The organism is Chloroherpetonaceae bacterium (assembly GCA_033763895.1).
Classification (GTDB): domain Bacteria; phylum Bacteroidota; class Chlorobiia; order Chlorobiales; family Thermochlorobacteraceae; genus JANRJQ01.
Window position 1 is genome coordinate 24,937 of record JANRJQ010000011.1, and the last position, 25,588, is coordinate 50,524.

Sequence of the window (25,588 nt, forward strand, 5' to 3'; positions counted from 1 at the left end):
ATTATCGAAAACGGCTTCTAAGAATTCGGCCCAATTGTTTGAACCCTGAAACAAAATCTTGTCCCAAATAAATAGATACGGGTTTCCCGTTAAATTGATTGGAAATGGATTCCCCTGTGGCAATATCAATCAGTGGCTTGAGTTGAATTTTCCCCGGATACGGGTCGCAAGTGAGAGGGGTGTAATACATACAGTTTTCAAAGTAGTAATGAGTCACTTGGCTGAACCGAGTTCGAGAAGGGTTTTTAATGGGATTGCCGCCGTGAAATAAATTCGAAGCCCAAATGAGAGCCTCGCCTTTTTTGAGGTGGAGTTCCTTTTTGGCAAAGCCTTGATGGTCAATAAATGATTCAATAAAAGACTCGTAATAGCCATAATGCTCAGGCTGCGATGAATGTTGAATGGCTCGGCCTTCACGCCCAATATCAAACATTTCATAAACCGGGAGTCGATGGCTTCCCTCATAATAGTGCAATGCGCCGTTTTCCGAATCAGTGTCTTCAAAAGCAACCCAAACGCCGCACATAAAACCACGCGGGTAACAATTAAAGTGTATGGTATCGCTATGTGTTTTTTGCTCGGTTCCAATTGGAAAATTAAGGGTCTGAAAAGGAATCGGACGGCGCTGATACAAGAGGCGTAGAACCTCCATAATTTTGGGTGCTGCAGCAATCGCTTTGATTGAGGCGTTTTTACGCCAAGCATCCATTACGCGTCGTTCAAGAATTTTTCCTTCCGAAGAAACGCAAGCTACTTTTGTCGCTTCAATTGCTGCCTCTATCGTCTTCAAATCGATTTCAGGTTGAATGACAAGAAATCCTTTTTGAGCAAACTCACGAATTAAAGAATTTTGAGAGTCATTGAGTTTTAATGCCTCAAGGGCACGGCTAAACAACGGTTCAGGTAAATCGGTGAGAGGAATATTCGGTGTAATCGGCGGCATTAATTCAACTGGCTTAGTATTTATTTAAGGAAATCATAATTCGAAGGATTGCATTATCAATAATAGAATTGCGTTTTAATTGCCGATTAAAGAGTAATCGAAATCGACCCAAAACACTGCTTTTGCCTAAGAGAAAAAGCTCGAGAAGGCGCTTGTTTTCAGGCATAAGGCGCGAACCAAAAATACTGTAAAATGTCGTTGCCTGCCCGCTTATCTTAAAAATAACACTTTTGCCATTTCTAAAACTCTTCCAATGCCGTTTCATTTTACCGATAAATGTTGATGTTGTTCCAACGACATTCGACTGATGCTGTCGGTACTTCACATAACTTTGCGGGTCATAAATCACCTTTCCAAAAGCAGAAACAACCAAGTAAATCCACCAATCATGCATAATGACTTGATCAGGCAATTGGCTCAAGATTAATTGACGCGCTGCTTGATTAATCACAACCGTACATCCGGTTGCTATGTTTTGAACCAAAGCATTATGAAATCCTACGGTATGATAAACCGGAGAAAATGCTAAGTGCGTGAGCGACTCGGAGACAATCTCAAAGCGAGAGCAATACATCGCCGGCGTATCAGATTGAATAACTTTCAGCTTAAGAATCGAGTCTTCAATTTTAAAAGGATCCCAAACATCATCTTGATCTGAAAAGGCGATATAATCGTACTCGTCAAGAGGCTTTGCGAGCAGAGAAAAAAAACTTTGAGCCGCGCCAAGATTTTGTTCTTGAAATAATGTTGTCTGAGAGTGTTCTGAAGAAAACGATTCAAGAAGGGAAAGCGTGTTATCGCTCGAGCCGTCGTCACGGATAAAAATATCAATTGGGGTATATGTTTGAGAAAGAATACTGTTCAACTGCTCAAGCAGAAACCTTTCCCCATTGTATGTCGAAAGAAGAACGGCGACTTTAGGCTTCATACAAAAGCAACGACTTAACTTTTAATTCCGAGAATGACATGATCTTGCCCACCTTTGTGAGTAAAGACAATTCGCAATTGAAGGTAATTGAAGAGTTCTTTCATTAACCCCATATCAAAGATATGATGATGTAGCCCACGATAAGTAAAATTGGCTTCGCTTCGCGCTTTGAAGGAAGCAAAATCTCCGGCTAAGGGATCGCGGGAGAGATCATGCAGAGAAAGAATTTCTTCTAAGTGTGTCATATCGGTTTCAGGCATATTCGCGGCCTCATCTTGTAATAGATGATGAAATGAAGTAACGGGGCGACGGTGGTCAAAGCAGTAATCTTTATTTGGAACAGCAACTAAAATCGCGCCTTGGGGTTTCACAACACGAATCCATTCTCTAAGGGCTTTTATCGGATTTGCAATATGCTCAAGGCAATTTGATGAAATAAGAAAATCATACGATTGCGTTGAAATATGGGTGAGATCGCTCGCTTCAGAAATAAATTGTTTCCCTTCTCGGCCGGGATGAAATTGATAAGGCTTTTCGTTGGAAAGCGCACCTTCCCACATTGTTTCGGATGAGAAATTGCAACCATCCAAACCACCTATAAGCGGGTAAATCGGAAGTGGTTCATTGGGTCGAAAGATTTGGCTTGGGCCGCCGATTTCAATTCCCGACTTTCCTTGGAAATAACCGAGATGTTCCTTGAAATTTGGCAAGATGGCTTTGCCAAATATCTTAGTTAAAATTTTTTGATAGACACCCGAAAGACCTTGATTTTTCAGCAGAAGCGAAATCCGATCAATAGAATTCATACTTTTGAAATGTTTTCAAGGAGTTTTTCAACAGAGCGCTCCCAATCAAAATTTGAAATGCATTTCAAGGCATTTTCCACGAGAGAAAAGCGAAATGAAGAATCCAATATAAGCTTTCGGATTTGAAGCGTAAGCTGATGAGGGTTTTGAATCGGAGATAAAAGCGCATTGACCCCATCTTCCGCATAAGCCGCGATTCCCCCGTGATTCGTCGATACAAGAGCCGCGCCACAAGCCATTGATTCAAGACCCGGCAATCCCCAACCTTCAAAATGTGAGGCGGTGACAAATATCATCGATTGATTGTACAGGGTTACCAAAGTTTCAAAGTCGGGTCGAAAGTGATAGTGAACCCAATTGGGCAAATCAGGTGATTTTGTGCTTCCAAAAGCCCAGATCGGAATATGTGGAAATTCGCGATGAATTTCTATAAGTGCAGCAATCGCATCACGGGTTCCCTTAAACAATTCAGGTCGAAACGGAAACCCGATGGCATTTCTCGATAAAGCATTCACGGGATTTCTTAAGCGAAAAAGAGTTAAATCAATTCCATTGGGCTGCATCGCAAAAACCCGACCTCCGGATTCTAAAATCATAGTCTCGCAAGCCGGCGAAATGGGAAGATTATGTTGCTTGCCGCGAAATGTTTGTTGCATCTGCTCCTTAAGTAACGGAGAAGCTGAACGGTACAATTCATAATCTTGGACCAAATAATAAAGGTTGCCTTTGCTTTGAGGAAAAACAGAGGCCTTTTCTGTGGTTTGCCAGTATGTTGAGATAATGACGTCGGCGCTTGAGATAAAAAGGAAATGATAAAAAGGAATCCATTTTAATTTGACTTCCGGAGAAATCTGAAACCATCCACTTGGTTGATAGGTCCCTTTTAAATGAATCAAGCGTGTCAGAAAATGTGCAAATCGCCAATGAAATGGGGCACTCATATCCGGTGTATGATAAAGCGTAACCTCATGACCGCGCTTGACCAATCGATTTGCATACTCATAAGCCACCATAATGCCGCCAATGGGAATCTCACCGCTATTGGGCAATAAAAAATGAATCTTCATTGGCGAAAAAGTTTTATCGAGAAACCAAATTGCTTTACCGCAATCGCAAACCATACGAAAACAATAACTTCTGTGATGAAGTAAATACAGGCAGTCGCGAGTCCAAAAAAGTAGGGCACAAAAATTAATGAAGAAACCAATGAGAAAATCCCCGATGCAAAAATAACTTTCGTAAAGGTGCGCTCTTGACCAATGTTTAATAGAATCTGAGTTCCGAAGATATTATCTGCAAATATGGTGAAGGGTAAAAAAGAAAGAATTCGAAGAAGTAAAGCAGCTTCTGGAATAAAATTTCCGGTTGCCAAATAGACAATCCACTCCGCAAGAGAAAATACAATTACTGAAAGAGAGAAAAAGAAAATTGACCCTCCGATTAAGACTTTTCTTAAAAATTGAAGCGCACTCTCTTTCGAATTCGAAAAAAGACGGGCAGAGTGAGGAAAAATGGCTTGTGTAATGGGCGTCGAAAGCATAACAAAAGCACGAACAATTCGCTCTGCAATGGAATACAACCCAACCTGCTCCATTGACCCAAAAAGGCCTAGAATGAATGTGTTTGAATTGTTAAACAAAGATGCCCCGGCCATTGAAAAGAAAACCACTTTCCCTTTTTGCAAGGCTTGAAAAATATCGGTCGAATTCGGTAAAATAATCGAAAGGGGTTTTAACCTAAATGAATAATAAAACCCTAAAGCGCCCGGAATAATGCTGCTTAGACTAAAAAAAAGAGACGCCAATCGAACATCCAAAGGCTCTTGAACAAAAAAAAGAATACAAACAACATATAAAACTCTACCCGATACTTGGAGCAAGGTAATGATGCGCATTTTTTCGATTCCTTGAAAAAACCAAATGGGAAAAAAAACCGACCCAACAAGTGAGAGCGAAGTCAGCAGAATGACTTCGCGATAAAGCGAAAGTTTGGGATGAAATAGAATGAGTATAATGAGCAATGCTTCGCTCATCAGGAAGAGAAGAAACTTTGTTGCAATCGTTGTCGAAAAAATTTTTGAAAGAGCGGTCGAATTTTCCCTTTGAATCGAAATCTGTTGGGTTGCCGAAAGATTAAATCCGTAGTCGGTAAGCAAAGTAAAATATTGCACGACCGATTGTGCAAAAACAAAAACACCGAAAGTTTCAGCACCTAAAACGCGCGTCAAATAGGGAAAGGTTACAAAGGGGAGTACATATCCTGCCATTTGAAGAAAGAAAAGGGCGCCTGCATTTTCGATAAGGCTTTGATATCTGACATGAAATTCAGATAATTTTTTTTGGAGGGATTTCAGATTCATAAAAAGGAGGAAAAGCATAAGGTGATGAGGATTACAGGTAAAAACTTTTTCAATGCATTCCTTCGAAATGATTGAAACAGATCTTTTATGAGCCGAAGGTGGGAGAGGAAAATTTCGAAAGGCGCGGAAAGCAACGAAAATTCCTTCATCAAAAACCGAATATACACAGGCAGATATTCAAAGAGACGATGTTGAATGTAACGGTAAACCTCAATCACTTTTGTATCGATGATATGATTTCGATGATGAGGAAAAAGAGGAAAAAAAACAGGGAGGTGATGCTTCCATTTTTCAATAAACCGAAGATGATATTTCTTCTGATCAGTATTGTAGCTGCCGAAAGAAAAATGGGTAACATCCCACTTTGTACATGCAAAAACTTGATGAGTCTTCAACACTTGCATTGAAAAATCCATATCATATAGATGAAAAAAATCAAATGTTTTTTCATCAAACGGGTGCTGAAGGCAGACCTCTTTTGGCGCAATCATAAAGCAGCCATCCACCGCAGCAACGCGAAAAAAATCGAGTACGCCATCCGGCTTCCAAGAATGATGCTTTATTCCACTTTTTAGATCTTCCTGAACAAGATTTATCGCGGTTGTATAAGGGTTGACATGATTAAAATTTCGATGTCCCACGAATGTGATTCCCGCTGGTCCTAAAAGCCCGGCATTTGGATGGGACTGAAAAAAATCAATCGCCTCTTTTCCCCATCCCTTGGTTCGTATCTCAACATCTTCATGCATAAAGGCGATGAGGGGATATTTGGCATCTTTTGTCAGTTGATTATAAACTGCACAAATTCCAAGTTTTGGAAGCCGATTATCGAAAAATAAGATTTCATGCTCGCAGCCAACCGTATCGGTGAAATTGGCCTTTGCCTTTTCAAGTAGGTCGGGCTTGATGCTACAAATGAGAATGGATATCACAATTTGAGTTCCTTTTGAGAATCAAATTCAGCGAACTTTCGTGAACTGATTAAATGAATAACCCCACATGCGATAAAAAAAGAAACACAAACAAAATTATTAAAAAGTACAATCGTGTCTTCAAAGAGTTGGTGGATTGAGATTCCAAAAAGAATCGTACCGAAGAGAATCATCACTTCAAAATATTGGGAACTTCGGTTTGATTTAAGCCACCGAACTAAACGAACGATGGTCGCAATCAGGAATGCATAAAAAAGCGTTGCACCGATTAATCCAAATTCAATCATAAAAAACACATACACGTTATGCGGTGAGGGGGCTGTATCCTTTAAGCCAAATTCTTCTCGTTGGGCAGTGAATAAAGTGTAAACATCTAACCCGGTACCAAAGAGCAAATTCGTGGGTGAAGAGGTAATTATTTTATATGAGATGAAATACAGGACACCCCGCGAAATCGTACTCGCCGTCCCCTTCGAAGTCAAAAAACTCGATGCAAAGTATAAGGCGATGGGAATAATTACGACAAAAATCCAAATGAAACTCTTGCGCGAGCGGTAATACAAAAGAAATGCTGAGGCTGCAACAACCGCTAAAAGACTGCCTCTGCTATAAGAAAAAATTAATGCAAAAGCCATCAGACCCGTAATGAAGAATAAAATAAGCCGAATCGAAATCGGAAGTTTCTTGAATTCTGGAGAAGTAATAATCACCAATACAACAGGAATTGAAACGAGATAAGTCAGTGCGCTTAGATTCGGATGCGACCCGAAGGTGGATACCATTAACGGGTAGCTTGCAAATCCCGTGGACGTAAGCCCCAAAAAACCACCGAAGAGTGGAATTTGATAAATCCCAAGAAGCATCAAAAAGATTCCGGCACCCGCAAAAAATGCACCTAACGAAAGCAAAAGCACGATGAATTTTGAATAAAACTTATGGACGATTAAAAGCTCTGGCAAATAGTGGAAAAATGTAACAAGAATTGCCCCGACACTCAATACAAAAAACAGCCTTCGAGGAATTCCAGCGGATTGATGTATGAAAAGCATCGAAAAAAGAACAAACACAAACCAAATCCAAAGAAATCGAGTGCCCCAATTGGAAGATGAAAAAAAATGAATCCGATATTGTGAAAGAGATAATGAGGAAGGAAAAAAGAGGTACTGAGTGAAATAATAGAAAAAGAGAATCATCAAGATAATGATCGACCCCGATTGAACCGCAATACCAATAAGAGAATACAAAGGAGAAGAATCTAATCCATTTGAAAAAAGGAAGTAAGACGCCACAAAAACAAATTGAATCGCAAAAAAACCGAAATGATGGGCAGTTCGAACAGCAAAAAACAGAAATGAAATTGAAATCAATGCAAAAATAAAAAGGGGTAAAGATTCAAATGCCACAGCAATTCCAATTCCGCTTATAATAGAAATTGAAATTAGAAAAAAGAGCCGAGAGCGACTTCTCTTTTGCTCAAGTGTGGGAATCTGAGATGAATGGGTCAATTCGCCTTTTAATACCATTAAGATTGAGTGTAGGACTTAAAGTCGGTCAGTTGCTTAAGTGCCGAGCGAATATACCCCGACTCCTCAGGTTTCTTTAGGCTGTATTGATTAAACAGTTCAGTCACAAGCGCAATAAAAACGCTCAATAATAGCGCTGCTATAAATCCGCCAAGAACAATAAAAACCCGCTTTGGTTTTGCTTTCCACTCCGGAACCCGTGCTCGATCTAAGACAAGAAGGGTCGGGGTGTCCTTGGCTTCTTGAATTTTTGCTTGCTCATATTGTGGAACCAGAAATTCAACAATTTTGGTCTGCAATAATACCGATCGATAAAATCTTAGGTAATCCATCCCTAATTCGGGCATCTTATCAAGGGGGATAATCATATCGGAATTCAACCCGCCGGTCTCAAACTTTTTCGCCTGCCGTCGAAATTCATAGGACTTATTTTTCGCTTGAAAAACTTGAGGATGGTTTTCACCTAAACTCTGGCGCAGAATATTGTACTCAACTTCACTTTCTACTGCCAATGCTTCAATTTGAGCAGATGCCGCAAGGCTTGCTCTGACTTGCTCCTTTAATTCTCCTACTTTATACGCCTTTTGGAATTCCGTCAACTTCACCTCAGCAACAGCAAGCTCTTCTAAGGCTTGCAAATATCGCTTTTCTATAAATACACGTTGATTCCTCGCTGATTCTGTCGCTAATTGACGGTTAATCGAATCCATCATTGCAACGATAAAATTGGTCATTTCAGCAGCTTTAACCGAGTCAAGCTTGTAATAAGCCGAGATTGTGATTGTGCCGTCTTTATTATCATTAAAGGAAATATTCTGAGCCAGTTCTTTAAGGGTGCTTTTTAGCGGTTCTTTCGTATCAGGCTCATCAAATTCATACTCATGTAAAAGATTGAATTTGTCGATGACTGCCAAGCGAAGTCGCTCACTTCTAAAAATGGCTTCATACCGATCAACATCCTCACTCAATTTTGTTTTCCCAAGAAGATCTCCTGCAATTCCACCCGCTGAGCCAATCAGTTTGGATACATCAAACATGCTTGAAGACTGTTCCATCAATATCGTGGAGGATGAGAGATACCAAATCGGTAAAAGAAAACTGATAACTAAAGCAACAAGGGTAGAACCGATGGTTGTCCAAAAAATAAATCGTTTCCATCGAACAATCATATCAAGATAAACAACCCAAAAAGGACTCTCTGAGGTCTCGGGCGGTGAACTTCCATTTTTCTTGAGCGGCAAATGTTCCATTGAAACGCAGCGACAAATTAAACCATTTAAAAAAGACGTAAACCAATAAACAAAGGGCAACGAAGATAAGAAAGCAATATGGTTCAAAAAATGAAAGAAAAGGGGCGTCGATAGATGAAGAAAATAAATGTTATGCGTTAATTGCCCTCTCGAATGTTTTAAGGTTTCCCTTGTTCCCTGTTGATTTCGTTTCAAAGTTTAAAAGAAATGCACCATAGAAAATCAAAAAAATTTATTGAATTACGAGGCTATCCATAATCTAAGTGCTGAATAAGTATTCTTTATTTCCATTAAAAAATTTGCCCTAGTGCTTTCAAGTATCTTCACAATTGGATTTGTAAACTTTTTGCTGAGTTTCGGGCTTGCACTTTCATTGGCCCTAAGTTCAAGAAGAGCGAACTTTCAACAAGCACGTCTCCTTAGCCAAATCGTGATAAGAAAATTTATCCGTAATCCATTTCCCTTTTTCTTTCCTCCAAAAGAAACAACAAAAAAATGAAGGCGATCAATCGTAAAGAAGAAGAAGCCGATTTATTTATTAATTTCGCGGTTCTTTTTACAAAATTGCTCCGAAAATTTAATCTATAACTAAAGTAAACCCAGTGAAAACGCAGCTTCCTAAACTTCATGTTCTAACGCTCGGCTGTTCAAAAAACACCGTCGATTCAGAATCTTTAATGGCTCAAGCACGCGCCAACGATTTTCTTGTCACGGAAGAGGCAAAAAATGCCGATGTTCTCATGATCAATACCTGCGGCTTTATTGAAGAAGCTAAACAAGAATCAATTAATCATATTCTCGCGGGCGTTGAACTCAAAAAGAAGGGAGATTTGAAAAAGCTTTTGGTGATGGGGTGCCTTTCTGAGCGTTATAAAAGAGATTTAGAAAAGGAAATCCCTGATGTCGATCGTTACTTTGGTACCATTGGGTTGGGAGGCGAAGTCCTCACCGAAATTATGCGAGAATTAGGCGGAGAGTATAAACATCAATTGCTCGGCGAAAGAACTTTAACAACCCCGAAGCACTTTGCTTATTTGAAAATTTCTGAAGGGTGTGATAACCCCTGCTCATTTTGTGCGATTCCTCTGATGCGTGGAGGACATAAAACCAAGCCAATTGAGTTTTTGGAAAATGAAGCTCGCTCCCTCAAAGCAAAAGGCGTGCGCGAACTTATCCTTATCGGTCAAGACCTGACCTATTACGGACTTGATTTATATGGAAAACGGTTGCTTGACGAACTGCTCAAAAGGTTGTCGGATATAGGATTTGATTGGATTAGGCTTCTTTATGCTTACCCTGCAAAATTCCCTGAAGAAATTCTCTCAGTGATCAGAGAAAGAGAAAATATTTGTAAGTATCTCGATATGCCGATTCAGCACATCAATGATTCAATGCTCAAGTCAATGCGCAGAGGCATCACCAAAAAACGAACAATAGAATTAATTGAAACCATCCGAGCGGAAGTCCCCGGAATTCGGCTCCGAACCACATTGATTCTCGGTTACCCAAATGAAACAGAAGAGATATTTGAAGAAGTGAAAGAATTTGTAAGCCAAATAGCTTTCGACCGCTTGGGGTGCTTTTCTTACTCCCACGAAGACAACACATCTGCATTCGAATTGACCGATAATATTCCCTTAATAGAAAAGAAACGACGGGTTAAAGAAGTGATGGAAATTCAAGAAAGAATTTCAAAAGAAAAAAATGAACAGCTCATTGGCTCAAAAATGAAAGTACTTATCGATAGAATCGAAAACGGTGTCGCATATGGAAGAACAGAATTTGACACACCTGAAGTAGATAACGAAGTGATTCTTCAAAGTGCAGAAAAGGGATTTGAAATGAAATCACTTGCTGAAGGAGCGTTTTATGAAGTGGAAATTACCGATTGCGAACCCTTCGATTTATTCGGTGAAATCAAACGGAAACTTTGACCATTAAAGTCAGAAAACAAAAAAAGCCCATACAGGGCTTTTTTTGTTGAAAGAAGTAAAACACTATTCGATTTCGATTTTGGTATCCGAAGGCGTTTTCGGCGTTCTTCGGGAGCCTCTTCTGCGATCATCGGCAACCGTTTCGCGTCGGTCTTTTCCTTGAAACGGCAATTCGCCTCTGCGCCGCTCATCAAGCCTGCGTTCTCTTCTCCGAATCTCACTTTCCAGAAATTCCTCTGGCGTTGCGTTGAGCAGCGTTTTCACGGTGCCATTTGCACTAACCAATACAACTGTAGAACTATCGGGACTGAGTGTTTGACGGTAAAAATTACCGACCAAAGTGTGAACCGGCTTGCCTGTCAAAAGTTGCCAAAAAATCATTGTGCCCAGCTTGTCAATTCGATTATAACTGCTCGACATCAAGGCCTTGTTATCTTGTGAAAAGGCAATGTTATCAACGCCATTTTTGTGACCCGAAAGAACGGTTTCACACTCACCGGTTTCAGTATTCCAAACCCCAATGTTCGTATCCCAACTTGCAGAGGCAAGCTTAGATCCATCTTTATTGAATGTAAGGGCACTGACCAAATTTTTGTGCTGCTTTGAGCTAAAAACTAACTTTCCTTTGGGTAAGAGCCATAGTTTAATTTCCCCATCCGGACTTCCTGCCGCCAATTTCCGACCTTCACGGTCAATTGAAACAGCCGTTACCCCGTTTCGAGAGGATTTGAGTGTGGTGTTTAGTTTCATTGTTTTCATATCCCACACAAAAATCTTGCCTTCATATCCCGCTGAAATCAATTGTGAACCATTACTTGTAAACAAAAGCGAGCGAATCATTTTTTTATGTCCAACGAGTGTCGCTAAGTTTTTTTCACTTTCAACATCCCAAATTTGAATCAAGTGATTTTGTCTCATGCCAACCGCAATCGTCTTACTATCCGGCGCAACTGCTAAAGAATCAATAACATCCCTTGAAGATGAACCAAGTAATATCGTTTTGATTTCTTCGCCAGTTTCAGCACTTGTGATAACAATCTTCCAACTTGCTGAAATAATTTTTTTCCCGTCAGGGGTGAATACAATTGAGTTGACTCGAAGCGAATGCCCAAGGTTGGGAACCTGCTGCTGATAAAAGGTTGCAGGAAAATGAAATGTGGCCATAAGTGCTAGAAAGTTTTGATGAAGAAGGAAATTTAACCGACCTATTCCTTTTCTAAAAAATGAAAAGGGAATAATCGAACCGAATCGTTTACTTTTGTTCCTTTGGAGTAATTCTTCAATTCCATTGAACTTAGGAAAAATTTCTTGAATTCGGAACAAAAACGCATCAAAATGAAATTTGTAAATGGTTCTATTTGCGCACCACAAGGATTTAAGGCATCGGCTCTTTCTGTTCCAATCCGCAAGCCAAAAAAAGACTTAGCACTGATTTTTTCAAATTCAGGGGCATGCGCGGCAGGTGTCTTTACAAAAAATAAAGCGATGGCAGCACCGATTTACTGGTGCAAAAAGCATCTTGATGAAAGCCCGCTCTTCAAAGCAATTCTTGTCAATAGCGGAAACGCCAATGCTTGTACCGGTGAACAAGGAGTGAAAGATTGTGAGACATTGATTCAAGAAACTGCTAAACTGCTTTCGATAAACCCGAATGAAATTCTAATAGGCTCTACCGGCGTGATTGGTCAATTTCTTCCTCTTGAAAAAATGAAAGGAAAACTTCCCGACCTTGTTTCTTTGCTGAGTGAAAATGCATCCGATGATGTGGCAGAGGCCATCATGACCACCGATCTTGTAAAAAAGGAATGTGCGGTTGAAATTGAAATCAGCGGAAAAAGAGTTCTAATCGGAGGCGTTGCAAAAGGCTCGGGAATGATTGCACCAAATATGGCAACGATGCTTGCCTTTATAACCACAGACATTGCAATTTCCCAGCCCCTACTCCAAAAAGCACTTTCAACGGCAAATGCCAAAAGCTTTAATCGAATTAGTGTCGATGGCGATGAAAGTACGAACGATATGGCGTTGGTTTTAGCGAACGGTATGGCCAAAAATGAAATCATCGAAACGGAAACAGTTGACTATATAATTTTCGAAACCGCCCTCGAAGCCGTGATGACGGATCTCGCGAAAAAAATTGTAAGGGATGGTGAAGGTGCCACAAAGTTTGTGGAAATCATAATAACAGGCGCGGAGAGTGAAGCTGAAGCTGAAGTTTTTGCGCGTACGGTTGCAGAATCAAGTTTGGTGAAAACAGCACTTCACGGCGAAGATGCAAATTGGGGGCGAATAATGGCTGCACTCGGGTATGCCGGACAACAATTCAAACCTGAAGAAGTTGAAATTTCCTTTGGCGCAATTCCGATTCTTAAAAAAAATTTCGAAATCGTACTCGATGAATCAAAAGCAAAAGCCGAACTTTCAAAAACGGATCTCACGCTCCTTATAAATCTAAATCAAGGAAATCAAAGCGCAACTTTTTGGACCTGTGATCTCTCGGCAAAGTATGTCGAAATCAATGGCAGCTATCGGTCTTAATGACGTTATTGACACCCTTTTTTCCATAACTCGACATTCCATATTCCCTTCAATGAGCCTAAAGCAGGCAAATAAATACCCCTTGACTTTTTCAATGAAGCGTGTATATTTGCAACAAAATTTTTAGCACTCCCCATAAGAGAGTGCTAAAAATTTGAAACGAATCCATCTCCGGAGTCGTTAGTTGTTTGTCATTCGAAATCTTAAACATCAATTTTTTAATACAAAACTGGAGGATTAATCATGAAACTTCAACCGCTCGCAGACCGCGTTGTTGTCAAGGCCGCTCCGGCCGAAGAAAAGACCAAGGGTGGTCTTTACATTCCTGATACTGGAAAAGAAAAACCACAGCACGGAGAAATCGTTGCTGTTGGTGCAGGCAAAGCCGCCGATAATGGCACCGTCATTAAGCCCGCAGTAAAAGTAGGCGATAAAGTGCTCTATGGAAAATATTCCGGCACCGAAGTCACCGTTGACGGAGAAGAATATCTCATTATGCGCGAATCCGATATTTTCGCGGTTCTCAACTAATTCATTAACTCAAATTCATTAATACAATGGCAGCAAAACTTATTCATTTCGATGTTGACGCGCGTTCAGCCTTAAAGCGCGGTGTTGATAAACTTGCCGATGCAGTTAAAGTAACGCTCGGCCCAAAAGGTCGCAACGTTGTGATCGACAAAAAATTTGGCGCACCAACGGTTACAAAAGACGGTGTTACAGTCGCCAAAGAAATTGAACTTGAAGACCCGGTAGAAAATATGGGGGCGCAAATGGTGAAAGAAGTAGCTTCCAAAACCAGCGATGTCGCCGGTGACGGAACAACAACGGCCACCGTTCTTGCACAAGCAATCTTTACCCAAGGCTTGAAAAATGTAACCGCCGGTGCAAATCCGATGGAGCTCAAGCGTGGAATTGATTTAGCCGTTACAGCGCTCGTTGCTGAACTCAAAAAAATTAGCCGCCCGATTTCTTCAAAGAAAGAAATTGCTCAAGTTGGAACCATTTCAGCCAATAACGATAGCGAAATCGGAAATCTCATTGCGGAAGCAATGGAAAAAGTAGGTAAAGATGGCGTTATAACCGTAGAAGAAGCCAAAGGAACCGAAACCGAATTAAAGGTTGTCGAAGGGATGCAATTCGACCGCGGTTACCTTTCACCCTACTTCGTTACCAACGCCGAAACAATGGAAGCCGAATTAAAGGAGCCTTTCATTCTTATTTACGATAAGAAGATTTCGACAATGAAAGATCTTCTTCCCGTACTTGAAAAAATTGCTCAAACCGGCCGCGAATTGCTCATCATTGCCGAAGAAATTGAAGGTGAAGCACTCGCAACCTTGGTGGTTAATAAACTTCGCGGAACACTTAAAGTTTGCTCCGTAAAAGCTCCGGGCTTTGGCGATCGCCGCAAGGCAATGCTCGAAGATATTGCTGTTCTCACCGGTGGCACTGTCATCAGCGAAGAAAAGGGTTACAAGCTCGAAAATGCGACACTCGCCTATCTTGGTCAAGCCGGAAGCATTACGGTTGATAAAGACAATACAACCATTGTCGAAGGAAAAGGCAAAGGCGATATGATTAAAGCACGTATCAGCGAAATCAAGATGCAAATTGATAAAGCTACTTCTGATTACGATAAAGAAAAGCTTCAAGAGCGCTTGGCTAAGCTCTCAGGCGGCGTAGCAGTTATCAATATCGGCGCAAGCACCGAAGTTGAAATGAAAGAGAAGAAAGCACGCGTAGAAGATGCTTTACATGCGACACGTGCAGCGGTTCAAGAAGGAATCGTGCCCGGCGGCGGTGTTGCACTTCTCCGTGCGGCTAAAGCATTAGAAAATGTAAAGACCGATCATCTCGATCAAAAAACGGGTGTTGATATTATTCGTCGCTCGATCGAAGAACCGCTTCGTCAAATTGTTGGAAACGCCGGAACCATCGATGGTGCTGTCGTCCTTCAAAAAGTAAAAGAAGGCAAAGATGACTTTGGCTTCAATGCTCGTACCGAAGTCTTCGAAAACTTAATCACCGCTGGTGTCGTTGACCCAACTAAGGTTACTCGTACTGCACTCGAAAACGCAGCTTCTGTTGCAAGCTTATTACTCACTACAGAAGCCGTTATTTGTGAAAAGAAAGAAGAAGAAAAAGCACCGGCAATGCCTCCGGGCGGCGGAATGGGCGGAATGTACTAAGCAGTCCTAACAATTTGCTTATTTGAATTGGCACTTTGTTCGAAAAAGCGGCTCCTTAAACGAGCCGCTTTTTATTTTGTGAGCAGCAGTACTTATACTTACATGTGATAATTATCACACTCAAGTCGAGTTGGAGCGGTTAATATGAATTAGTCAAACAATCCCTATCTTTGAGGGAATAAGCCTATCATTTCAAAACAAAACGCCCAGCAAGTCGCTAATTCTTTGAGTAACTTAGTGAATTAGGCAAGACTCCTCGCATTTGGGTAATCAGAATTTTCGGGTGTTGAAATCAATCGTTGTGCGCTGGGAACATTACTTGAACTTGTATCACACGATGTATGGTTGGATTAAACTAAGTTGCGGTTAACCCGTTAAGTTTGAAAAATTTTATTACATAAGTTTCTTTAAGAAAAACAATTTCAAAACATTAGAATTCTAATTCATTAACAGTTCTAAAATCGTTCAAATTATGATCAAATCAAAAGCACTTGTTCGGTCATCGATGGTGTTGGTGGCGTTCGTTCTGCTAGTTGGAACTTCGTTCGCTCAGCAACTTACCATAAATGCAAGTTTTGCTGGAAATCCGCAGGTTGTATTCATTTCTGAAATGATGGTGCTAGCTGAAAATGCAGAAAGCCAAAGGCCGCTTAGCCGTCCACTTTTTACCGTTTCAATAACCAACCCAACCGCAACACCAAAATCCGTTTATCTCAGAATGAGATTTTCTTACAATGGTCGTGAATTAGGCGGTGTTGGTAGATCAAGCAATTTTACAGTTCCTTCAGGTACAACTGTACTTGATGCCAATCGTTTTTCGAGCGCTCCATACAAACTTCGCGGATTTAAGTTTGGTCAAAGCGATTTCCAATCGCTTTCTGGGTCTGGATCTTCAACAAATTTTCCAACCACAATCTTACCTGCAGGGTCTTATGTTTTGTTATGGACTTTAGTTGATGCCTCAACCAATACCGACATTCAAGAAACACAAGCGGCAATGACCCTTACAAATCCAACAGGATTTGTTCAGCTTATCGGTCCCGGCGTACCTGTAGGCACATCAAAAGCCCGAAATGCTGAAAACACCATTCAAAAAGGTAGAAATGTATTTAATTGGACAAGTGATGCCACTGGGGGTTTCCGAATCAAGATTTGGGAAGACCCTCGAGGAACCGGCAATTTCACCGATGTCATTAACACAAATCCAATTGTTGATACTAAAACAAGCAACCCAACTTATGATTATACAGGCTCAGGTGGCCGTGAATTGCAAGAAGGTAAGATGTATTTTTGGCAAGTAACGGCTGAAGTTGTATCGCTGACTCAGTCTTACACCGTAAGCTCAACTCCAAATTTCTTTTATGTCGGAAGCATGTCGGGCAATGAAACCGCGACGGGGATCGACGAACTTAAGCGTCTCTTAAAAGACAAATATAGTGTCAGTGCGCCTTGGCTTGATGAATCCAGTTTTGTCTCTTTCAGCGGAATGGTTGATGGAGCAGGTATTCTCAATAGCAATGACTTAAACTTTCTGATTAACATCTTAAAACGATAATACCGGAGGAAACCACTCATGAACCGTAATAATATTTTTAGTTTTCTAAAGCGAGTTCTCGCTTTCACGGTGATTGCCGGGTTAGTCGCAGATTCTGCTTTTGCTTCTGAAGAAAAGCCACTCAATGGAAAACCGACCGTTGCCGATGCCAATATTGCTATTGTGCTTCGCGTTGTGCGTGAAGTACAAACAAAGCGCGGCGAAGAAGGTTGGAAAAAGATTGATCGTGGCTATAGCTTAAACTCCGGAGATGAAGTTGAAACCAAAGACGCGTCATTCTCAGTCATTAAGTTCAATGATGGAGGAACCGTGATTCGTGTACAAGAAAATTCAAAACTTGTTGTTCGCGGAGAAAGAAACGCACAATCAATGCGTTATGATCAAAAAAATGTCGAACTCAACGCCGGACGCCTTGGTTTTGATGTCCGTAAAAGACCGGGAGAGCAGTTCCGATTTACCTCTCCGACTTCTGTCGCTTCGATCAAAGGAACATCAGGAATGTTTATGTCAAGCGGCGCAGGTACAATGCTATTAATTCTTGAAGGAAACGCTGATTTGGAAGCCTCCAATGGCAAAAAGGAGAAGAAAGAGGTTGGTGTCGGAAAGATCGGTATCGTAAATGCTGATGGTTCAATTACCGTTCGCGATGCTACAGCAAACGAAAAGAAATTAGCTGAATCATTCTCACAAGGTGGAGATAAAGTAAAACTGAAATTCCGCGATAAAGCCGGAAATATACAGGAAATCGAAGTTCCAGTTCCACCAAAGCAAAAGTAATCGAATAAACATAGATTCAAAGAAAGGCAGTCTTAGAGGCTGCCTTTTTTTGTCTAAAATTGAAGGCATTTTGCTTGAGCTCTACATCAATGGTGTGTGAAGACTCATTTTAGTCCTATTTATTGGGGTCAAATCAGTACAGCGTATAATTTCATTGACCAAAAGAGCGTTCCACTTTGATGGTTGGTTACGGTCTGAATTGTGAAAATGTGTTTATACTTTTTAAGAAATTGGAGGAATTCTTAGGCCCATTTCAATAAAGTACTTTTCGACATTTGTTCAAATTGATTCTCAAGAAGAATAGAATAAGAGATACGGGCAATCAAAAGAGCGTCTTTTCGACGCCCTTTTGTTGTAAAGCATTCACTTAGTTGCCGGGGATTGAAATCAAAACTAGACTTAAAGAGATTCTAAATTCACAAGAATTGAAAAGCGAACGGTGCCTTCAAGTGGCTGTTGCTGACCGATGGATGAAAGGTAGCTGAAATCAATTCCGACGGCGTCATAACGAAGACCTGCGCCAAAGGTAAAATATTGTCTTCCGCCGTAATTGGCATCTTCATAAAAAAACCCACCGCGAATGGCAAAAAGCTTGGGTTTTCCATACCAATATTCAAATCCCGTACCAATAGTTATTGAGCTAAATCCGCCACCACTTGAACCCCAAGAGGTAAACATAGCTTTAAATACATTATCGACAATAGGCGGGTCACCGGTAAACTCACCATTCGCATCAAGAATGAACTTACGATTGATCAAGAGTTTGGTAAAGTCGGTTGCAAAAATCATTGAATTGTAATCATCTTGCACTAAAGTCATTGCAATGCCAAGTCGAAGTGTTGTGGGCAAAGGGTCAGCTTGGCGTTGATCAATGTAGGTCATCTTATCCCCAATATTTGCGAGCGCCAATCCAAAACGGAATTGGTTATCAAGGTATAATCCAAACTCCGGTTTCCAAAGTACACCTAAATCAAAAGCAAGTTGACGCCCTTGTCCGGTACCTACTTCTTCACCAACATTAACGTTTTGCGGGGTAAGCACACTATTAATAAAGCGAATTCCTAATCCAACGGCCAAAGACGGATCTAACTCAACCCCGTAAGAGGCGGTAATTGCAAATTCATAACTTTTAAAGGAGCCTCGTGAATTACCTCGTTCATCGGTGAATTCACTGGTGCCCAAATTGAGATAAGTAACCGCAAGGCCAAAAGTGCCTATATCTTCAAAATGAGCTTTCGCTGAAAAATAATCGTAGAATAAATCTGCGTTAAAGGCGGGCAACCAATTTGAGTGAGTGATGTTCCCATCGATACCTCGTTGAAATCCGAGTCCGGCAGGATTCCAAAACATTGCACTTGCGTTATCAGCAATCGCGACATTGGCTTCTCCCATTCCATTGGCGCGTGAATCAGGGCTGATGAGTAGAAATGGAACTGCGGTAGTAATCGTTTTAGGCTGTGTTATCGGCTCGGAATCGTCTTGAGCGAAAACGGAACTTGAAGCAAGGATCATTGAAAGTAACAAAGCAAAAGAAAAAACCGAATTTTTGGCTTGGCCGAAAAGATTTTGCATACGAAAAGGATTCATTCAAAAAATCATTAAAAGGCTATTGTAGATGACAATAAGTTTAGAAAAAGGGATTAAGGAAAAAACCCTCAACATTGCCCTTGTGAAATAAAACACGCTGGTGCGTAAAATTATGAGCGGCAAATATAAGGCGAGAGGGTGTTTTTTCAAGAGCAGAAAGCATACCCCAAAGGTTTGTTAAGTCAAGAGAAGGGAAGAATCGCCATAGCTTAAAAAGCGATAGTCCTTAGCGAGCGCTTCATGATAAACCTCTCGCCAGAAATTATTTCTTAAAAAGGCTGCTACCATTAACATCAATGTACTCTCGGGTTGGTGAAAATTGGTAATGAGTGCATTACAGACCTTAAATTCATATGGCGGAAGAATGAATAACTGAGTTTCTCCTACTGCAGATTCAAGTTGATGTTTAAGCATCCATTCAAGAACCGCATCGAATGCAGCACTAGCTCGAACAGGTTTTTCTTGCATTAATTTATAGACTTCCCATTGACCAAGAGAGATTTCAGTGTCTTTCAATCCCGTTCTAAAAATCAATTTCGTACCAAACCAATACAATGATTCGAGGGTTCGCGCTGAGGTTGTACCAACAGCAACCAACCGGCGTTCCTCACTTAAGGGGCGTTCAAGAAATTGAAGTAGGGATTCAATTGTTGATTTTGGGATAGAAATTTTTTCACGGTGCATGACATGTTGTAAAACATCATTGGATTCAACCGGTTTAAAGGTGCCAAGTCCGACATGAAGAGTGAGGTCTTGAATTTCAATGTGTTTCGCGCGTAACCCCTCAAAAACTCGATCTGTAAAGTGAAGCCCTGCAGTAGGTGCAGCAACAGAGCCCTCGTTTACGGCGTAAACAGTTTGATAGCGAATGGTATCACTATCCGTAGTTTCCCTTTTGATGTAAGGCGGCAAAGGGATTTTACCCAATGTTTCTAAAATGGCAGCGAAAGGCAAGCTTTCAGGAGACCAAACAAAATCAATAACCGCATCCGATCCGCTCTTTTCAATAATTTCTGCCTTTAAAAATAGGGGCTTTTCGGAATCAGCTAGCTTAATTGTTGAAGCCACAGAAAGTTTAGCACCCGTAAATATCTTTTTGCCTCCCACAAGGGCTTTCCACCTGACAGTGCCTTTGGCAAAAAGCGATTGGGTTAGGTCGGTTGAAGGAAGTACGGGCTCAGTACATAAAATTTCTACTCGCCCACCCGATAGTTTATTCATCATCAAACGCGCAGAAATGACACGAGTATTGTTTCGAATCAATAAGCTTGAGGGCGGTAGCAATTGCGGGAGTTCGAAAAAGGAATGATGGTTGAGTTTTTGTAAAAAGGCATCTGCAAGCAACAACTTGCTGTGATCCCGATTTTCAAGAGGCATTAAGGCGATTCTTTGTGGCGGAAGTTCATAAGAATAATCGCTCATTAAGAGCTGATGAGGGAAAGAAGGCATTTCTATTGACATATCATCAAACGGAAAAAGGAATTTCTATGATACAACAGCAAATCAAGATGAAATCCATTTCCATATTGCCATTAATATTTGAATTGTGATCATTAAAACAAAAATTCGGTAAAACCAAGAGCGTGCACGTTGCCACGGTTTTACCGGGGGTTTCGGCGAGGGTTTATAAAATGGATCAGTCATATCACTTCATTTAATTTATCCAATTTATAAAAACTCAATAAAACGAGTGGTGTCAAGAAAAGAGGAAGAAATTAGACCAGTCCTTGACGAATTGCCTTTGCAACCGCCTCAGATTTTGAATGGACATGAAGTTTTTCGTAAATGTTACGAGTATGATTCCGAACGGTTTCTGGGCTTAAAAAAAGCTTTTCAGCCACATCACCGATTTTGAGCCCTTGGGAGAGGAGTTGAAGGACTTCTAATTCGCGTGTTGAAAGTGTTGTCGCTGGTGCTGTTGGCGCGTATTGTTGATACATTAGTGCAATACGCTTTGCGACAATGGGTGTAAGTGGCATGCCGCCACTATTTGCATCTTTTAAAGCTTGCAAAATTTGCGAGGCTGGGGTGCGTTTTAAGATATAACCGTTTGCACCTGCCATAATCGCGCGAGAAATGTGATGATCATCTTCAAATACCGTCATCATCACAATTTGAAGTGAAGGAAATTTTTCTTTCAGTAAAGGAATTCCTTCAATTCCCGATTTCCCCGGAAGCCCAATATCAAGCAAAAGAACATCGGCATCGGTTAAATCAAGTAGAGCAGATTCAATGGAGCTGAAGGTTCCGGCGCAATAAAATCCTGTTGAAATTGAAAGAAGCTCTGAAAGACCTTCACGAAACGCTTTATGATCTTCAATAACTGCGACACGAAGCTTATCAGAAGGTTTTCGTTCTGATTTTGATTTTACTGGCGTTGCAGGTTGCATTTTACAATAGTTAAATAAATGAAAAAGTAAGTTTGCAAATCCTGATTCGTTTTACAATGACACATTTGTGTTATTTTAAGAATTGAAATTTAATTGGTACCTCGTTCGGTTTCATCCATTGCAAAGAATTTATGAAAGAAACGCAAGTGTATTTGAGAACAGAACAACGCTGGAAGGGGCTTCAATTTCAAGCAGAAACGCGGTATCAGCCCAGTATGTATATAGCAAAAGTGGAATTTGAGGTTGAAAGCGGGATGAATGAAGATGATAAAGAAGCGTTTGCAAGTACGATCTTGAGGTTATTGGAAGAAAAGATGAAACTTGAATTTAAGAGGCAATTGGAAACAACGGAAGAAAAGCACGGGTTTCTTGAAACTTCAAGCCTTACGCGATTGTCGGAGCGGCTTGCCAGAGAATGTCAAAGGATTTCACAGAAGTACCGTGTGACGCAATTCAATTGTTCAATTGATTAAAAGGTTTTTTGTACGTTTAGAACTGTTCGGTTTGAGTCACTTTCCCGGCATTTCATTATGAAGAAATTCTTTAAGAAAGAAGCCACTGTGTTGGCTATTGTGTTATTTTCTTTTGGGCTGGCGGGATGCCTGCTTCAATCAGATGATATTTTTACACAAACCATAACTACATCTGGTAAGGTGGTTTTAGTTTCGAGTGATTCCGTAAGTTTTTACGGGTTACAATCGGATAACGGCCAAAATTATTACCCGGACTCATTAGAAAATCAATACAGAATTAATAACCTAAGAGTGACTTTTTCAGGAAGAGTCAGATTTGATATCGAAAACAATTGGGGTCTTTTTATTGAACTCACTTCTGTTCGAACCGGAAACTAAGGTTCGAAGCCGCTTTTTCAATTCATTAGTACAATTATGCCAAAAGTATTTATCGACGGAAAAGAATTTGAAGCCAAAGCTCGGCAGACCATCATTCAAATTGCAGATGGAATGAACTTAGGCGGAATCGAACAAGTCGATATTCCAAGGTTTTGCTACCATCCTGCACTGCCAGTTGCGGGAAATTGCAGAATGTGTTTGGTTGAAATGGGTACACCGAAAATCGACCCCGCTACAAAATCACCGGTATTGGGAGAAGACGGAAAGCCTGTGATAATGTGGGTTCCAAAACCAATCACAGCCTGCTCAACTGAAATTTCAGATGGAATGCAAATTAAAACCCATCACACCTCACAAATGGTGAAAGATGCACAAAAAGGCGTTCTCGAATTTATTTTGATTAATCATCCTCTTGACTGCCCCACCTGTGACCAAGCCGGAGAATGCCCACTCCAGCAAACAACTTACAAATACGGGCCTGAAGGCTCCCGATATGAATTTGAAAAAGTTCACAAACCAAAGCGTGAAGCGTGGGGCGAAAAAATTACATTCGATGCAGAGCGATGTATCAATTGCACCCGTTGTGTGAGGTTTTACGATGAATACACGAAATCGCATGAACTTGAAATTGTTCAACGCGGTTGGAATAATTATCCATATCCACCTGAGCCAGCGCGTCTGAATGATAACGCTTATGCAATGAATGTGATTGACCTCTGTCCGGTGGGTGCGCTGACAAGCACCAGTCACCGATTTAAATCTCGGGTTTGGGAAATGTCTGCCACAGATACCATTTCGATTAATGATGCCAGATGTAACAGTATTACCATCTGGGTTAGAGATAATAAGGTGATGCGCGTGACTTCACGCTTCAACCCAAATGTAAATGGTTACTTTATCCCAGATGAAGATCGGTTGAACATTCAGTGGATTAATGAAAATCGAGCAAATGGCGCTTCGATTCATGAATCGGATGCACAAAAAAAAGTCAGTTGGAAAAATGCCATTCTAAAAGCGACCCATCTTTTGAGGCAATTCAAGCCAGAGCAAGTGGCCGTTATAGCTTCAGCAAAAGCCCCGCTTGAAGTAAACTATACTGCGAAAAAGCTTGCTCTTGAAATATTGAAAACGCCAAATCTTGATTTCATTCGACATGACCAAGGAGAGGATGATCAGCTTCTTATCCGCGCAGATAAAACGCCAAACAGTGAAGGGTGCCGACTTTTGGGAATTGCCCCACAAGAAAATGGTGTGGGCGTCGATGATCTTGCAGAAGCAATTTCAGTCGGAAAAATTAAGTGTGTCATTGGCATTGAAGATGAAATGGAATCGATTCTTCCGCTTGATTCGGCACTCAAGCTCGACGCTTTAATTTTACTTCCATTTAACCTCACGAAATTAACCGCACACGCCTCGGTGGTATTGCCTGCCGCAACCTTTGCTGAAAGCATCGGGGCATATGTCAATTTTGAAGGTGTGATTCAACTTTCAAAGCCGGCAAAAGCGTTGAAGTCTCAAAACCGCGAATTAATGAAAGAGATGGCAATGGCTCGCGGAGATCGGCATGTCACCCAATTTGACCACTGGAATAATGAGTCAAATAAAATTGATGCTCGCCCTTCTTGGGAAATTCTCGGTGAACTCATCATTGGGCTTGGTGGAGAGTTTAATTATAAAACCGCTCGTGAAATCTTCGCAAGTATGGCTAAAAAGTATTCGGCCTTGAATGGGTTAGACTATAAACTCATTGGAAAATATGGAATAAAACTTCAATCAGTAAACGGATCAGGAGCGACTGTTTCTGTTTAACGATTCAAAGGCAATGGACATTAGAACATTTAGACTTTTTTATATCATTATGACAATTTGAAAAACGAAATTTTATGAAAGCTTGTGTATTCATCGAACAAAGAAGCGGAAAAATTAAAAGTGCCTCGCTCGAAGCACTTTCAAAAGCATGCGAACTCTCATCAGGTAATGTAACTGCTATTTTGATTGGCGATAATGGAATTGAGGCACAGGCAAATTTGCTTGGAAAATATGGTGCAAAGAAAGTCAATGTGTTTCAAAATGAAACGCTCAGACTTTATGCCGCTTCAGCTTACACAAAGCTGGTTTCAAAAGTCATGTTGGAAGCCGGTGCAACCGATTTATTTTTTGCCTCAACATCGCTTGGGAAGGATTTGGCGCCAAGGGTTGCCGTTCGGTTGGGTGCCGGTGTGGCAAGTGATTGTATCGAGTTACTCATGACCAATGGAAATGTACAGGCAAAACGCTATGCCTATTCGGGAAAAGCGATAGCAACAGTTGAATTGAAATCTGAATTAAAAATTTATACCCTTCGCCCGAATGTATTTCCACAAGTTGAAACACCGGTAGAGCCTGAGATCACAGTTTCTGCTTTTAACCCTGAAACTGCCGATTTGAAAGAGATGGTAAAGGAAATTATCGAATCGTCGGGTAAGCTTGATGTTTCAGAAGCGGATATTGTCGTCAGTGGCGGCCGCGGGTTAAAGGAACCATCGAATTTTGTGCTGGTTGAAAATTTAGCAAATGCGCTTGGTGGGGCGGTTGGTGCAAGTCGGGCGGTGGTCGATGCAGGATGGAGACCTCATGAAGAGCAAGTGGGGCAAACTGGAAAAGTGGTTTCTCCAAAGCTGTACATTGCAGTGGGAATTTCCGGTGCTGTTCAACACCTTGCGGGAATGACTGCCTCGAAGGTTATTGTAGCTATCAATAAAGATAAGGATGCGCCAATATTTCAAATCGCGGATTACGGAATCGTCGGCGATGCGCTCGAAGTGCTTCCTGCCCTGACCGAAGAATTCAAGAAAATTTTGCAAAACTGATTGACGAAACGAATTTCTTTGGTTTAGATTAACGAGTTATGTCAAATTCAGAGAAACAATTAAGATTGGCTTTTTTACCATTAAAGAAGTTCGTTTTTGAATTCAATAAGTGAAGAAAAAATCGGGCTGAAATTCAGATTCCATTTTAGCGATTCCTTAAGTAACTTATCCGTT

23 protein-coding genes are annotated in these 25,588 nt (G+C 40.9%); 10 read left to right on the forward strand and 13 right to left on the reverse strand.

All coding sequences use genetic code 11. The features are described 5' to 3' along the window. Position 1 precedes the first annotated feature (1 nt). The 8 genes from SFU91_12450 to SFU91_12485 are packed head-to-tail and all read right to left on the reverse strand — an operon-like array spanning position 2 to position 8,741. Complete coding sequence (locus SFU91_12450; GenBank protein ID MDX2129835.1) at positions 2–943, reverse strand: phytanoyl-CoA dioxygenase family protein; 942 nt, start codon at positions 941–943, stop codon at positions 2–4. Positions 944–956: 13 nt separating this feature from the next. Further along, positions 957–1,871 (reverse strand): glycosyltransferase family 2 protein, encoded by a 915-nt coding sequence (locus SFU91_12455; GenBank protein MDX2129836.1) that lies wholly within the window; start codon positions 1,869–1,871, stop codon positions 957–959. 14 nt (positions 1,872–1,885) lie between these two features. Next, positions 1,886–2,677 carry a methyltransferase domain-containing protein gene (locus SFU91_12460; protein MDX2129837.1) on the reverse strand — a complete coding sequence of 264 codons (792 nt, stop codon included), beginning with the start codon at positions 2,675–2,677 and terminating at the stop codon, positions 1,886–1,888. Further along, the gene (locus SFU91_12465; protein ID MDX2129838.1) at positions 2,674–3,744 is read right to left on the reverse strand and encodes a glycosyltransferase family 4 protein; all 1,071 of its coding nucleotides are present in this window, start codon (positions 3,742–3,744) and stop codon (positions 2,674–2,676) included. Before SFU91_12465 ends, SFU91_12460 begins: the two co-directional genes overlap by 4 nt. After that, positions 3,741–5,054 carry a flippase gene (locus tag SFU91_12470; GenBank protein MDX2129839.1) on the reverse strand — a complete coding sequence of 438 codons (1,314 nt, stop codon included), beginning with the start codon at positions 5,052–5,054 and terminating at the stop codon, positions 3,741–3,743. Before SFU91_12470 ends, SFU91_12465 begins: the two co-directional genes overlap by 4 nt. Beyond that, positions 5,033–5,968: a glycosyltransferase gene (locus tag SFU91_12475; protein MDX2129840.1), complete on the reverse strand. Its 936-nt coding sequence runs from the start codon at positions 5,966–5,968 to the stop codon at positions 5,033–5,035. Before SFU91_12475 ends, SFU91_12470 begins: the two co-directional genes overlap by 22 nt. After that, positions 5,965–7,491 (reverse strand): O-antigen ligase family protein, encoded by a 1,527-nt coding sequence (locus SFU91_12480; protein ID MDX2129841.1) that lies wholly within the window; start codon positions 7,489–7,491, stop codon positions 5,965–5,967. The genes SFU91_12475 and SFU91_12480 overlap by 4 nt, the downstream gene beginning before the upstream one ends. Continuing rightward, the gene (locus SFU91_12485) at positions 7,491–8,741 is read right to left on the reverse strand and encodes a hypothetical protein (protein MDX2129842.1); all 1,251 of its coding nucleotides are present in this window, start codon (positions 8,739–8,741) and stop codon (positions 7,491–7,493) included. Before SFU91_12485 ends, SFU91_12480 begins: the two co-directional genes overlap by 1 nt. 602 nt (positions 8,742–9,343) lie before the next feature. Here SFU91_12485 and rimO point away from each other — a divergent pair. Then, positions 9,344–10,675 carry a 30S ribosomal protein S12 methylthiotransferase RimO gene (rimO, locus tag SFU91_12490; protein MDX2129843.1) on the forward strand — a complete coding sequence of 444 codons (1,332 nt, stop codon included), beginning with the start codon at positions 9,344–9,346 and terminating at the stop codon, positions 10,673–10,675. Between the two features lie 63 nt (positions 10,676–10,738). Here rimO and SFU91_12495 read toward each other — a convergent pair whose 3' ends face one another. Further along, a complete protein-coding gene (locus SFU91_12495) occupies positions 10,739–11,839 on the reverse strand; it encodes a WD40 repeat domain-containing protein (protein MDX2129844.1) in 1,101 nt (366 codons plus the stop codon). A gap of 171 nt (positions 11,840–12,010) precedes the next feature. On the opposite strand from SFU91_12495, the gene argJ reads away from it, so the two are divergent. The 5 genes from argJ (at position 12,011) to SFU91_12520 (ending at position 17,737) form a co-directional block, all read left to right on the forward strand. Continuing rightward, a complete protein-coding gene (gene argJ / locus SFU91_12500; protein MDX2129845.1) occupies positions 12,011–13,213 on the forward strand; it encodes a bifunctional glutamate N-acetyltransferase/amino-acid acetyltransferase ArgJ in 1,203 nt (400 codons plus the stop codon). 243 nt (positions 13,214–13,456) lie between these two features. Continuing rightward, positions 13,457–13,744 carry a co-chaperone GroES gene (groES, locus tag SFU91_12505; GenBank protein ID MDX2129846.1) on the forward strand — a complete coding sequence of 96 codons (288 nt, stop codon included), beginning with the start codon at positions 13,457–13,459 and terminating at the stop codon, positions 13,742–13,744. A 26-nt stretch (positions 13,745–13,770) separates the two neighbouring features. After that, on the forward strand, positions 13,771–15,405 hold the full coding sequence (gene groL / locus SFU91_12510) for a chaperonin GroEL (protein MDX2129847.1): 1,635 nt from the start codon (positions 13,771–13,773) through the stop codon (positions 15,403–15,405). A gap of 472 nt (positions 15,406–15,877) precedes the next feature. Beyond that, on the forward strand, positions 15,878–16,960 hold the full coding sequence (locus tag SFU91_12515) for a hypothetical protein (GenBank protein MDX2129848.1): 1,083 nt from the start codon (positions 15,878–15,880) through the stop codon (positions 16,958–16,960). Positions 16,961–16,978: 18 nt separating this feature from the next. Further along, the gene (locus SFU91_12520) at positions 16,979–17,737 is read left to right on the forward strand and encodes a FecR family protein (GenBank protein ID MDX2129849.1); all 759 of its coding nucleotides are present in this window, start codon (positions 16,979–16,981) and stop codon (positions 17,735–17,737) included. A gap of 399 nt (positions 17,738–18,136) precedes the next feature. On the opposite strand, the gene porV is transcribed toward SFU91_12520, so the two are convergent. From porV to SFU91_12540, 4 genes are all read right to left on the reverse strand, one after another. Continuing rightward, positions 18,137–19,309, reverse strand: a complete 1,173-nt coding sequence (porV, locus tag SFU91_12525; GenBank protein MDX2129850.1) for a type IX secretion system outer membrane channel protein PorV — start codon at positions 19,307–19,309, stop codon at positions 18,137–18,139. Between the two features lie 192 nt (positions 19,310–19,501). Beyond that, complete coding sequence (locus tag SFU91_12530; protein ID MDX2129851.1) at positions 19,502–20,785, reverse strand: S-adenosylmethionine:tRNA ribosyltransferase-isomerase; 1,284 nt, start codon at positions 20,783–20,785, stop codon at positions 19,502–19,504. Positions 20,786–20,827: 42 nt separating this feature from the next. Continuing rightward, positions 20,828–20,968, reverse strand: a complete 141-nt coding sequence (locus SFU91_12535; protein MDX2129852.1) for a hypothetical protein — start codon at positions 20,966–20,968, stop codon at positions 20,828–20,830. 71 nt (positions 20,969–21,039) lie between these two features. Beyond that, on the reverse strand, positions 21,040–21,714 hold the full coding sequence (locus SFU91_12540; GenBank protein ID MDX2129853.1) for a response regulator transcription factor: 675 nt from the start codon (positions 21,712–21,714) through the stop codon (positions 21,040–21,042). Between the two features lie 131 nt (positions 21,715–21,845). On the opposite strand from SFU91_12540, the gene SFU91_12545 reads away from it, so the two are divergent. The 4 genes from SFU91_12545 (at position 21,846) to SFU91_12560 (ending at position 25,414) form a co-directional block, all read left to right on the forward strand. Next, positions 21,846–22,187 (forward strand): hypothetical protein, encoded by a 342-nt coding sequence (locus tag SFU91_12545; GenBank protein ID MDX2129854.1) that lies wholly within the window; start codon positions 21,846–21,848, stop codon positions 22,185–22,187. 57 nt (positions 22,188–22,244) lie between these two features. Beyond that, positions 22,245–22,565: a hypothetical protein gene (locus SFU91_12550; GenBank protein MDX2129855.1), complete on the forward strand. Its 321-nt coding sequence runs from the start codon at positions 22,245–22,247 to the stop codon at positions 22,563–22,565. A gap of 36 nt (positions 22,566–22,601) precedes the next feature. Further along, positions 22,602–24,374 (forward strand): 2Fe-2S iron-sulfur cluster-binding protein, encoded by a 1,773-nt coding sequence (locus SFU91_12555; protein ID MDX2129856.1) that lies wholly within the window; start codon positions 22,602–22,604, stop codon positions 24,372–24,374. 74 nt (positions 24,375–24,448) lie between these two features. Beyond that, on the forward strand, positions 24,449–25,414 hold the full coding sequence (locus SFU91_12560) for an electron transfer flavoprotein subunit alpha/FixB family protein (GenBank protein ID MDX2129857.1): 966 nt from the start codon (positions 24,449–24,451) through the stop codon (positions 25,412–25,414). Positions 25,415–25,588 lie beyond the last annotated feature (174 nt).

What these genes read in the sequence shown, in the direction of transcription:
- SFU91_12450 (MDX2129835.1), bottom strand. Translation starts at nt 943, where the DNA reads ATGCCGCCGATTACACCGAATATTCCTCTCACCGATTTACCTGAACCG.
- SFU91_12455 (MDX2129836.1), bottom strand. Translation starts at nt 1,871, where the DNA reads ATGAAGCCTAAAGTCGCCGTTCTTCTTTCGACATACAATGGGGAAAGG.
- SFU91_12460 (MDX2129837.1), bottom strand. Translation starts at nt 2,677, where the DNA reads ATGAATTCTATTGATCGGATTTCGCTTCTGCTGAAAAATCAAGGTCTT.
- SFU91_12465 (MDX2129838.1), bottom strand. Translation starts at nt 3,744, where the DNA reads ATGAAGATTCATTTTTTATTGCCCAATAGCGGTGAGATTCCCATTGGC.
- SFU91_12470 (MDX2129839.1), bottom strand. Translation starts at nt 5,054, where the DNA reads ATGCTTTTCCTCCTTTTTATGAATCTGAAATCCCTCCAAAAAAAATTA.
- SFU91_12480 (MDX2129841.1), bottom strand. Translation starts at nt 7,491, where the DNA reads ATGGTATTAAAAGGCGAATTGACCCATTCATCTCAGATTCCCACACTT.
- SFU91_12485 (MDX2129842.1), bottom strand. Translation starts at nt 8,741, where the DNA reads ATGGAACATTTGCCGCTCAAGAAAAATGGAAGTTCACCGCCCGAGACC.
- SFU91_12495 (MDX2129844.1), bottom strand. Translation starts at nt 11,839, where the DNA reads ATGGCCACATTTCATTTTCCTGCAACCTTTTATCAGCAGCAGGTTCCC.
- argJ (MDX2129845.1), top strand. Translation starts at nt 12,011, where the DNA reads ATGAAATTTGTAAATGGTTCTATTTGCGCACCACAAGGATTTAAGGCA.
- groES (MDX2129846.1), top strand. Translation starts at nt 13,457, where the DNA reads ATGAAACTTCAACCGCTCGCAGACCGCGTTGTTGTCAAGGCCGCTCCG.
- groL (MDX2129847.1), top strand. Translation starts at nt 13,771, where the DNA reads ATGGCAGCAAAACTTATTCATTTCGATGTTGACGCGCGTTCAGCCTTA.
- SFU91_12515 (MDX2129848.1), top strand. Translation starts at nt 15,878, where the DNA reads ATGATCAAATCAAAAGCACTTGTTCGGTCATCGATGGTGTTGGTGGCG.
- SFU91_12520 (MDX2129849.1), top strand. Translation starts at nt 16,979, where the DNA reads ATGAACCGTAATAATATTTTTAGTTTTCTAAAGCGAGTTCTCGCTTTC.
- porV (MDX2129850.1), bottom strand. Translation starts at nt 19,309, where the DNA reads ATGCAAAATCTTTTCGGCCAAGCCAAAAATTCGGTTTTTTCTTTTGCT.
- SFU91_12530 (MDX2129851.1), bottom strand. Translation starts at nt 20,785, where the DNA reads ATGTCAATAGAAATGCCTTCTTTCCCTCATCAGCTCTTAATGAGCGAT.
- SFU91_12535 (MDX2129852.1), bottom strand. Translation starts at nt 20,968, where the DNA reads ATGACTGATCCATTTTATAAACCCTCGCCGAAACCCCCGGTAAAACCG.
- SFU91_12540 (MDX2129853.1), bottom strand. Translation starts at nt 21,714, where the DNA reads ATGCAACCTGCAACGCCAGTAAAATCAAAATCAGAACGAAAACCTTCT.
- SFU91_12545 (MDX2129854.1), top strand. Translation starts at nt 21,846, where the DNA reads ATGAAAGAAACGCAAGTGTATTTGAGAACAGAACAACGCTGGAAGGGG.
- SFU91_12550 (MDX2129855.1), top strand. Translation starts at nt 22,245, where the DNA reads ATGAAGAAATTCTTTAAGAAAGAAGCCACTGTGTTGGCTATTGTGTTA.
- SFU91_12555 (MDX2129856.1), top strand. Translation starts at nt 22,602, where the DNA reads ATGCCAAAAGTATTTATCGACGGAAAAGAATTTGAAGCCAAAGCTCGG.
- SFU91_12560 (MDX2129857.1), top strand. Translation starts at nt 24,449, where the DNA reads ATGAAAGCTTGTGTATTCATCGAACAAAGAAGCGGAAAAATTAAAAGT.